Here is a 9,173-nt window from a genome sequence, read left to right as displayed (position 1 = left end):
CCGCCCATGAGCCGCATTCCGGCCATGAACAACCTCCTGAGAATCAACACCTAGGCGTAGATCTCTTCGACCGAGCGCCCGCTCATCCACTCGGTCAACACCCGCTCACCCCACTGGATGTCTTCCTGGATGGCCCTGGACGCCATCTCGGGGTTGCGGGCCTTCAGGCCTTCGAGCACCTTGTAGTGCGGGTGGCCGCTGTTGAAGATGTTGCGCCGCGGCACCTTGGCGTGGAAGGTGTTCAGCAACGGCCCCATCCGCACCCAGAGGGTCTCGACCACCGCGGAGAGGCTGGGCAGCCGCGCAGCGGCCATCAGCTCGAAATGGAAGTCGCGGTTGCGCCGGGCGGCGTCCTTCGGGTTGGTCGCCGAGGCCTTGATGAACTGGTCCTGGATCTTCTCCAGGTGCTCGATTTCCTTGCGCGTGATCTGCCGCGCGGCCTGGGCGGCGGCCGCGCCTTCGAGCAGGCCCCGCATGAGCTGGATCTCGCGCACGGTGGCCAGATCCAGCTCGGGGACCGCGATGGAGGTCGCGGCGGTCACGTCCAGCGCCTGCTCACTGGCCAGGCGGAAAATGGCCTCGCGCACCGGCGTGATGCTGGTGCCCAGCACCTCGGCGAGTTCGGCGATGCGCAGCCTCGAACCGGGCGCGTATTGCCCGTTCATCAAGGCATTGCGAATCTCAACGTACACGCGTTGGGACAGGTTCTGCTTTTCCACTCGGCCCAGTTCAGCCATCTCCGCACCTTACTTTTTACATCATATATCCTGTTCGGGAATGTAGCAGAAAAGGGCGGGATGCACGGGCGTGACAAGGCCACGCTGTCGCCTGCGGCTCAGCACAGGAAACAGCGTGGCGTCGGACAGGCGGGGCGCGGGATCGTCAGTGGCGCGCTGCCTTCTGGCCGCGCGGCCGCAGCCGCCACAGCTCGTAGCGCTCCTCCCCGGCCTGGACCTGGCCGGCGAAGTGCTGGTTGAGCGCGCTGGCGGTGAAGACCAGGTCACCACCCGGGTGCCAGGCCGGCGTGTCGGGCCAGCGCACCGCGCCGTTCGCGGCGATGAGCGCCAGCTCGCGCGTCGAGGGGTTGTAACGCACGATGCCGCCTCGCGTCACGTCGGTGATGTAGAGGTCCCCCACCGGGTCCGTGACGATGCCGTCGGTGTTGCCGCCGACCACGCCCAGGCTTCGGACCTCGCGCGCGATCTGCGCATCGCTGGCGCTCGCCCGGCGCAACACCGCGGTCGGGACCGCCCAGGCCTGCGTGCCGGTCGTCACCGTCCAGTACAGCGTCTGGCCATCGGGCGAGAGCGCGATGCCGTTGACACCGATCAGCAAGGGGTTGCCGGGCCAGACCTCGCTGCCACCGGACACCACCTTGACGCCCGGTTCGATCTGCAGGCTGGCGTGCCCGTCCAGCACACGCCGGGCCGTGCCGGTGGCGTGGTCCACCACGATCAGGCCCACCTGGTTGCGCGGCGCGCTGCGAAAGCCGCTGTCGGACACATAGGCCACGCGCCGGCGCTCGTCGACCGCGATGTCGTTGAGAAAGCTGCCCACGCGATCGGCCACGCCGTCCAGCGCAATGGTCTTCAAGAGCTTGCCCGAGGCCAGTTCGAACACCATCACCTTCTGGGCCCCGGCGGGCGCCTCGGCCTCGCCCGCCACGAAGCCCATGTCCAGCGCCCAGAGCCAGCCGTTGCGCCGGTCCACATGGAAGCCGAGCACGTTGCGCAAGGCCAGGTGGGGCGGCACCTTCACATCGTTGCCCTGCGTGGAAGGAAAGGCGGTCAGCCTCGCGGGGCCACCGTCGGCCGTGGTGTCGAGCCGGCTCAGGGTGGCCGGCGCGGCGGGCGAGAGCAGGCGGGGCGTGCTCACGTAGGCACCGCCCCGGGCGTCGAAATGCAGGCCGGCGATGGGCGCGTTCACCGATTGCGCGAACGGCACAGCCACCTGCCCGGGTGCGGCAGCGTCCCAGCTCACGCCCTGGTAGCTGCGCCAGCGCTCCAGCGGCAACAGATCGGCGGCATGGGTCACCCAGGGAACGGTGAGCAGCGCAGCCAGTGCGAACGCGGCGCGATTCATGGGCGCGCTCCGATCTGCGCGAGCAAGGCCTCGGCCGTCGCTTCGGAAGATGCCGGGTTCTGCCCCGTGATCAGCCGGCCGGACACCACCACATGGCTCTGCCAGTCGGCCCCGCGGGTGTAGAGGCCGCCGTGACCGGTCAACATGTCTTCCAGCGAGAAGGGCACCACCTCGGTGAGCTGGGCCACCGATTCCTCGCTGTTGCTGAAGCCGGTGACCTGGCGGCCGCGCACCAGCGGCTGCCCTTGCGCGTCCTTCACATGGCGCAGCACGGCGGGGGCATGGCACACCGCGGCCACCGGTTTGTCCTGCGCCAGGAAGCGTTCGATCAGCGCGATGGACCGGGTGTCTTCCGCCAGATCCCACAGCGGCCCGTGACCACCGGGGTAGAACACGGCGTCGAAGTCCTGCGCGTTCACGTCGCCCAGAGGCAGGGTGCGGGCCAGGGCGGCCTGGGCCTGGGCGTCGGCGTTGAAGCGGCGCGTCGCTTCGGTCTGGGCATCGGCTTCGTGGCTCTTGGGGTCGATCGGCGGTTGCCCACCCAGGGGCGAGGCCAGCGTGACCTGCGCGCCCGCGTCCTTGAACCGGTAGTACGGGGCGGCGAACTCCTCCAGCCAGAAACCGGTCTTGTGCCCGGTGTCGCCCAGCCGGTCGTGGGAGGTCAGCACCATCAAAATCTTCTTCATCGCGCATCCTTTCGAGGCCCGCGGGCCGTGGTTGAAATGGGTTGAGCGCGATGATCGGGACGCTTCTATGATTCGAAAAGTCGAAATATTCGATCTTTGGAATTCAATAAATGAATATTGACAGCAAGGACCTCAACCTGCTGCGGGTCTTCCACGTGGTCTATCAGGAGCGCAACGCCTCGCGCGCGGCCGAACGCCTGGCGCTGAGCCAGCCCGCGCTGAGCCACAAGCTGGCCAAGCTGCGCCACGAGATGGGCGACCCGCTCTTCGTGCGCGCCCCGCGCGGCCTGACGCCGACGCCCCGGGCGCACGAACTCGCGCCGCAGGTGCAGGCGCTGGTGGGCGACATCGAGGCCTTCTACCACCGCAGCGAAGGCAGCGACTTCCTCTCGCGCAACGAGCGGCTGCACCTCTTCACCACCGACTACCTTGAACAGACCCTGCTGCCCGGGCTGCTGCCCCGGCTGCGCGCCCAGGCGCCCGGGGTCATCCTGATCACGCACAACACGCGAGGCCAGCTGCCTCGCGAGGAACTGGAAAAAGGCAGCTGCGACCTCGCCATCGCGGGTTTCTACGACGAGCTGCCCGACACGCTGCGCCAGCAGCGCCTGTTCAGCGAAGACTTCGTGGTGCTGGCCTCGCGCCACAACCCCCACTTGAACGGAGGACCGCTGGGGCTCGAACGATTCCTGGCCTGCGAACACCTGCTGACCACGCTCACTGGCGATCTGCATGGGCGGGTTGACCGCGCCCTGGAGGCGCGGGGTCTGCGCCGCCGCATCGCGGCGGGCCTCTCCAGCTTCCTGGCCCCGACCCGCCTGGTCCGGGACACGGCCTTTCTGCTGACCTGCCTGCGCTCGGTGGCCGAAGAGGCCGCGCAACGCGACCCCGATCTGCAGATCCACCCGCTGCCGATCGACCTGCCCCGGGTGGAGGTGAAACAGATCTGGCACGAACGCACCGACGCCGACCCCTTGCGGCGTTGGCTGCGGCAGCAGATCCAACAGGTGTCTTCGAGAAGCGGGTCGCTCATCGCAGGCAGTGACGGGCCATGAACAGGGGCCAGCTTGCGAAGCAATGCAGCACCTGAAGCTCTGGAGGTGAAACCGTGACCATCAGCGACGAAGCGTTTCGACAATGCGGCGAGATCGTTGCGCCGCCCGAGGGCCGGTCGGGCGCGGCCGTGCTCAGCCTGCCTTCATCAGGTGCTTGCCGATGACCACCTGCTGGATCTGGGTCGTGCCCTCGTAGAGCCGCAGCAGGCGCACGTCGCGGTAGAAGCGCTCGACCTTGTAGTCGTTGATGTAGCCCGAGCCACCGTGGATCTGCACGCCACGATCGGCCACGCGGCCCACCATCTCGGTGGTGAACATCTTGGCGCACGAGGCCTGCATGCTCACCTCGGCATCGGGCGCACCGAAGGGCTTGGCGTCGTAGCGCGCGGCCACCGCCTGCACCAGCGCCCAGCCCGCCTGCAGTTCGGCCTGGCTGTCGGCCAGCATGGCCTGCACCAGCTGGAAATCGCCAATGCGCTGCCCGAACTGCTTTCGCTGCTGCGCGTAGGCAATGCTCTCGCGCAGGATGCGGCTGGCCATGCCGCAGGCCAGCGCCGAAATGTGCAGGCGGCCCCGGTCCAGCACCTTCATCGCGGTCTTGAAGCCCTTGCCGGGCTCACCGCCGATGATGTTCGCGGCGGGCACCCGCACCTGATCCAGATACACGTCGCAGGTCTTGGTGCCGCGCTGCCCCATCTTCCTGTCGGGCGGGCCCAGGGAGAGCCCCGGCAGCCCCGCGGGGACGATGAAGGCCGTGATGCCTCCCGCGCCCGCGCCTTCGGTGCGCGCCATCAGGGTGAAGGCACCGGCGCGCGGGGCGTTGGTGATGAACCGCTTGGTGCCGCTGAGCAGGTAGTCGCTGCCGTCGCGCACGCCCTGGGTCTTGAGGGAGGCCGCGTCCGAGCCGGCATCGGGCTCGGTGAGCGCAAAGGACACGATCAGCTCGCCGCTGGCGATGCGGGGCAGGTACTCGGCTTTCTGCGCGGGTGTGCCATCCATCAGGATGCCTTGCGAGCCGATGCCGATGTTGGTGCCCACCACCGAGCGGAACGCCAGCGCGGTGTGCCCCAGTTCGTGGGCGACTTCGCATTCCTGCGCCAGGCTCAGCCCGATGCCGCCGAATGCCTCGGGAATCGAAATGCCGAACAGCCCCAGTTCCCTCATGTCGGCCACGATGTCGGCCGGCACCTCGTCGCGCGCCTCCACCTCGTCTTCCGCGGGCATCAGCCGGTCGCGAACAAAGCGGTGCACGCTTTCCTTGAGCAATTGAAAGGTTTCCGGGTCCAGCGACATGGGGCATCTCCTGTGGGGGAGCCGGATTGTTGACCCATCGAAGCCGCTTGACAATCACAATAATCATGAACAATACGTCAAGGATTTTTGACATATCACCCCATGGACTCCAACGCGCTTGTGCTCTTCGTGGGCATCGTCGAGGCCGGCAACCTCAGCCTGGCCGCCCGCCAGCTGAAGATGAGCCGGGCCAACATCAGCTACCACCTGGCCCAGCTGGAGAAGTCGCTGGGCCAGCAGCTCATGCGGCGGACCAGCCGGCGTGTGGAGCTGACGGAGGTCGGTGAGCGGCTGTACCGGCACGGCAAGGTGGTGCGCGACGAATTGATGGCGGCGCGCGAGTCGGTGACAACCTTCGGGCGCTCGCTGCACGGCTCGGTGCGCCTGAGCGTGCCCACCGGCTTCGGGCACCTGGTGATGTCGGGCTGGCTGATCGAGTTCAAGCGCCGGTACCCCGACATCGCGCTGGAGCTGCTGTTCGACAACCGCGTCGACGACCTGCTGCACGAGGAGGTGGACGTGGCGGTGCGGGTGATGTCCGAGCCGCCGCAGCAGCTGGTGGCGACGGAACTGGCGGCGGTGCGCTACGCCGTCTGCGCCTCGGTCGAGCATGCGCGCTTGCATGCCATGCCCAGCACGCTGGAAGAGCTGGAGCGCGTGCCCTTGATCACCTCCGCCGTCTCCGGCCGCGAGCTGCGGATCTCGGCCTACCGCGACGGCGAACGGCGCGAGCTGAGCCAGCGCCCGACCCTCGCCTCGGAGAATTTCCAGTTCCTGCGCGAAGCCATCCTGGCCGGCCTGGGCGTGGGGCTGGTGCCCGACTACGTCATCGACCAGGATGTCGCCGAGGGCCGCGTGGTCACGGCCCTTCACGACTGGCGGCTGAGCGTGTTCGGCACGCGCATGTTCCTGCTGCGCATGCCGAACCGCTTCCAGACCCTGGCCACACGGACCCTGATCGACTTCATCGTCGACCAGGTCCGCGCCTGGCAGGCGGGGATGCGCGTCGGGCCTGAGCGGCGCGCCTAAGCCGACACCTGCAGGCGCTGGAATCGGCCGCAGGCCTGCACGCACTCCCGTTGCAGCCGCTGCACGATGCTGGCCACCGGCTCGATCGCGCGCGCAAAACCCACGGCGGGCCCCATGGAGAGCATGCCTTCCTCGTGCTGGCCGGCCTGGTAGGCCAGGGTCTGCGTGCGCTCGCCGCTGATCAGCTCACCGAACGCCGCGTAGCTGTTCGCGCCCGTCTGCTCCAGCGCAGCCACCTTGCGCGCGTTGTCGTTGTCGATGATGCGCCAGGTGTCGCCCAGGCTGCCGAGCACGGCGCGGGTGCCATGTTCGTCGGTATTCACCACGCGCTGCTTGTAGGCCTCGTGCGCGGGCGTCTCCACCGCCGCGGTGAAGACGCTGCCCATCACCACCGCATCCGCCCCCAGGGCCAGCGCGGCGGCGATCTGCCGGCCGTGGCCAATGCCACCACCCAGCGCCAGCGGCACCTGCAGTCGCTCCAGCGCATACGCGCCATTCAGGAAGGTCGGCAGCTGGTTGTTGCCCGGGTGGCCGCCCTCTTCCATGCCCACCAGCGTGACCGCGTCCACACCCATGTTCTGTGCGGCCACCGCGTGGCGCACGTGCGCACACTTGTGGACCACGACCGCGCCGGCTTCCTTGATCGCGGGCAACAGCGGCGTGGGCGGCAGCCCCGCCGTCTCGAAGATCCGCACGCCCTCTTCGAGCGCGATGCGCAGGCGCGTGAGCATCACATCGTTCTGTGCCACGCGGCGCGAGAGCGTGAGGTTCACACCGAAGGGCTGGCCCTGGGTCCATTCCCGGCAGTCGCGCAGCGCCTGGCGGAACGCCTCGTCGGAGCGCGAACTGCGCGCGGTGATGAAGCCCATGCCGCCAGCGCGCACCATGGCGGCGACCAGGCGCGCGTCCGACAGCCACATCATGCCGCCCAGCAGCAAGGGCCAGCGGATGCCCAGCAGCTCGGTGATGCGCGTGGGAAGACGGTCCGGAATCGTGACGCCCGCGCTCATACGTGCCGCCCCATCAGCAGGATCGGATGGAGCTCCAGCGCCAGCTGGCGCAACAGCGGCCCCACCTCGCTGAGCATCAGCGGCTGCGGCAGCAGCGTCGCCGGGCCGCCGCAGCTGATCACATAGCGTTCACCGGCCGGCAGTTCGATGGCCGATGCGACGGTGTTGATCTGGTGCCGAGGGCGCTCGTGGTACGTGAAGCCGCGCTCCGGGTACCGCGCGATGGCCTGTGCCAGTGCCTGCTGCTCCGCCGGATCGGCGGCCGCGTCGCCGGCCTCGGCCAGCAGACGCGCGCGCTCGTCGGGCGTGCACGAGGCCAGGTAGGCCCAGCCGATCGCGCTGTGGAACAGCGGAATGCGCGAGCCCACGCGCAGGTTCATCAGCAGCGGTGAATTGCCCTGGCAGCGCAGCAGGTAGACGATGCTGTCGCCGTCCCGGCGCCCCAGGGCCACGGCCACCTGGTAGCGGTCGGCCAATGCCTGCAGCCGTGGGCGAATCACTTCCAGCGCCTCCTGCCCGGCGAGCGCGGCCGCGCCCAGCGCAATCACCGCCGCGCCCAGCTGCAGCTTGTCCTTGCCCGGCACCGGGCTCAGGAAGCCGGTCTTCTGCAAGGTGTGGCACAGCCGCCAGACCGTGGGCTGCGCGAGCCCTGTCAGGTGGGCGATTTCCGTGGTGCCCAGCATGCGCCGCTCGGCGTCGAAACAACGCAGCACCTCCAGCCCGCGCGCGAGCGCCGTGACGAACTGGCGGTCGGGTTCGGCCGCCTCCGGGGGTTCGCCCACAGGACTTGTGGACGTGTCGGTGCTTGACATGGGGATGCCACCTTTCGTATGATCAATTCACTTAGCGAGTTATCAATTCGCCATGCAAATTATAAAGAGAATGACAGACAAAATCAACCCCCTGCCTCAGCCCGTGGCCACCCTGGCCACCGGCGGCGGCATTTCCTGGCCCGGCGACAGCCACTGGGGCCCCGATGCGCTGGAGCGCGCCGTGCAGGTGGCCGGCGCGCGCCTGCGCCAGCCCCTGGTCATCACCGACCCGGTGGTGTGGCGCGCCGTCGGCCCCGCCGTGCAGGCCGCGCTCGCCACCGTGCCCGGGCTGTCCTGGCAGGTGTACGACGGCGTGGTGCCCAACCCCACGCTGACCCAGGTGCGCGAGGCGCTGCAGACGGCGCGGCGCCTGGGCTGCGGCAGCCTCATCGCCGTGGGCGGCGGCAGCGCGATCGACGTGGCCAAGGTGGTCCTGGCCGGCCTGGCCGGCGGCCTGGACGTGGAGGAACTGCAGGCGCCGCGCGGCCGGGCCTGGCTCGACGCCCCCGCCACGCCCGAGGACGCCCTGCTGCTGGCGGTGCCCACCACCTCGGGCACCGGCAGCGAAAGCAGCTCGGCTGCGCTGATCCAGGGCGACGACGGCCGCAAGCACCTGTACCGCTCGCTGCGCACCCGCCCCGCCATCGTGGCACTGCAACCTTCGCTGACGCTGGGCCTGCCGCCCCGCCCCACCGCGCACGGCGGCTTCGACGCGGTGCTGCACGCGCTGGGCACCTGGGTCAACACCGACCCGTCCCCGGTCGGCAAGGCCCTGGCCTTGCACGCGCTGCGCATCTGCCTGCCAGCCCTGCCCGCCGTGCTGCGGGAACCGGACAGCCTGCAGGCCCGCGCCGACATGCAGATGGGCGCCTACCTCGCGGGCGTGGCCATCGGCCTGAACAAGGTGGACGCGGTGCACGGCATGTGCACGCCGCTCGAAGCGCGCGTGCACCTCACGCACGCGGAAGTGCTGGCCCCGGTGTTCAGCGTGGTGGCGCGCCACACGGTACAGACCCACGCCCGCCCTTACGCGGAGGCGGCACGCGCGCTGGACATCGCGAGCACCGGCAACGAGCAGCACGACGCGCTGGCACTGATCGAAGCAGTGGAAGGCCTGGCCCGGCTCGGCGGCATCGCCACGCGCTTCACGGATCTGCGCCTGTCGGCGCAGGACGCCGACGAACTTGCGACCCGGGGGGGGGGGGG

The 9,173-nt window shown here is 69.2% G+C and carries 9 protein-coding genes; 3 read left to right on the top strand and 6 right to left on the bottom strand.

What is annotated here, in order from left to right; translation table 11 throughout:
* Positions 1 to 50 precede the first annotated feature (50 nt).
* From ACODTB_RS25670 to ACODTB_RS25660, 3 genes are all read right to left on the bottom strand, one after another.
* Positions 51 to 737 carry an FCD domain-containing protein gene (locus ACODTB_RS25670; protein WP_291115414.1) on the bottom strand — a complete coding sequence of 229 codons (687 nt, stop codon included), beginning with the start codon at positions 735 to 737 and terminating at the stop codon, positions 51 to 53.
* Between the two features lie 145 nt (positions 738 to 882).
* Entirely contained in the window at positions 883 to 2,082 is a 1,200-nt protein-coding gene (locus ACODTB_RS25665; protein ID WP_291115417.1) for an L-dopachrome tautomerase-related protein, read from the bottom strand.
* Positions 2,079 to 2,768, bottom strand: a complete 690-nt coding sequence (locus ACODTB_RS25660) for a type 1 glutamine amidotransferase domain-containing protein (protein ID WP_291115420.1) — start codon at positions 2,766 to 2,768, stop codon at positions 2,079 to 2,081. Before ACODTB_RS25660 ends, ACODTB_RS25665 begins: the two co-directional genes overlap by 4 nt.
* Before the next feature lie 110 nt (positions 2,769 to 2,878).
* On the opposite strand from ACODTB_RS25660, the gene ACODTB_RS25655 reads away from it, so the two are divergent.
* The gene (locus ACODTB_RS25655) at positions 2,879 to 3,823 is read left to right on the top strand and encodes a LysR family transcriptional regulator (protein WP_291115423.1); all 945 of its coding nucleotides are present in this window, start codon (positions 2,879 to 2,881) and stop codon (positions 3,821 to 3,823) included.
* A gap of 132 nt (positions 3,824 to 3,955) precedes the next feature.
* Here ACODTB_RS25655 and ACODTB_RS25650 read toward each other — a convergent pair whose 3' ends face one another.
* Positions 3,956 to 5,116 carry an acyl-CoA dehydrogenase family protein gene (locus ACODTB_RS25650; RefSeq protein ID WP_291115426.1) on the bottom strand — a complete coding sequence of 387 codons (1,161 nt, stop codon included), beginning with the start codon at positions 5,114 to 5,116 and terminating at the stop codon, positions 3,956 to 3,958.
* 102 nt (positions 5,117 to 5,218) lie between these two features.
* Between ACODTB_RS25650 and ACODTB_RS25645 the strand changes: the two genes are divergently transcribed.
* Positions 5,219 to 6,145 (top strand): LysR family transcriptional regulator, encoded by a 927-nt coding sequence (locus ACODTB_RS25645; protein WP_291115429.1) that lies wholly within the window; start codon positions 5,219 to 5,221, stop codon positions 6,143 to 6,145.
* Here the strand turns inward: ACODTB_RS25645 and ACODTB_RS25640 are convergent.
* Both ACODTB_RS25640 and ACODTB_RS25635 read right to left on the bottom strand, forming a co-directional pair.
* Positions 6,142 to 7,155 carry an NAD(P)H-dependent flavin oxidoreductase gene (locus ACODTB_RS25640; RefSeq protein ID WP_291115432.1) on the bottom strand — a complete coding sequence of 338 codons (1,014 nt, stop codon included), beginning with the start codon at positions 7,153 to 7,155 and terminating at the stop codon, positions 6,142 to 6,144. The genes ACODTB_RS25645 and ACODTB_RS25640 overlap by 4 nt on opposite strands.
* The gene (locus ACODTB_RS25635) at positions 7,152 to 7,967 is read right to left on the bottom strand and encodes an IclR family transcriptional regulator (protein WP_291115434.1); all 816 of its coding nucleotides are present in this window, start codon (positions 7,965 to 7,967) and stop codon (positions 7,152 to 7,154) included. Before ACODTB_RS25635 ends, ACODTB_RS25640 begins: the two co-directional genes overlap by 4 nt.
* A gap of 70 nt (positions 7,968 to 8,037) precedes the next feature.
* Between ACODTB_RS25635 and ACODTB_RS25630 the strand changes: the two genes are divergently transcribed.
* Positions 8,038 to 9,173: iron-containing alcohol dehydrogenase family protein (locus ACODTB_RS25630; RefSeq protein WP_488929874.1), on the top strand; the 1,136-nt coding region annotated here is incomplete at its 3' end.

This window comes from Hydrogenophaga sp. FG152, assembly GCF_057809615.1.
The sequence above is the reverse complement of the archived record's forward strand: the minus strand, read 5'-3'. Positions and strand labels throughout refer to the sequence as shown.

What these genes read in the sequence shown, in the direction of transcription:
- ACODTB_RS25660 (WP_291115420.1), bottom strand. Translation starts at nt 2,768, where the DNA reads ATGAAGAAGATTTTGATGGTGCTGACCTCCCACGACCGGCTGGGCGAC.
- ACODTB_RS25665 (WP_291115417.1), bottom strand. Translation starts at nt 2,082, where the DNA reads ATGAATCGCGCCGCGTTCGCACTGGCTGCGCTGCTCACCGTTCCCTGG.
- ACODTB_RS25670 (WP_291115414.1), bottom strand. Translation starts at nt 737, where the DNA reads ATGGCTGAACTGGGCCGAGTGGAAAAGCAGAACCTGTCCCAACGCGTG.
- ACODTB_RS25635 (WP_291115434.1), bottom strand. Translation starts at nt 7,967, where the DNA reads ATGTCAAGCACCGACACGTCCACAAGTCCTGTGGGCGAACCCCCGGAG.
- ACODTB_RS25640 (WP_291115432.1), bottom strand. Translation starts at nt 7,155, where the DNA reads ATGAGCGCGGGCGTCACGATTCCGGACCGTCTTCCCACGCGCATCACC.
- ACODTB_RS25645 (WP_291115429.1), top strand. Translation starts at nt 5,219, where the DNA reads ATGGACTCCAACGCGCTTGTGCTCTTCGTGGGCATCGTCGAGGCCGGC.
- ACODTB_RS25655 (WP_291115423.1), top strand. Translation starts at nt 2,879, where the DNA reads ATGAATATTGACAGCAAGGACCTCAACCTGCTGCGGGTCTTCCACGTG.
- ACODTB_RS25650 (WP_291115426.1), bottom strand. Translation starts at nt 5,116, where the DNA reads ATGTCGCTGGACCCGGAAACCTTTCAATTGCTCAAGGAAAGCGTGCAC.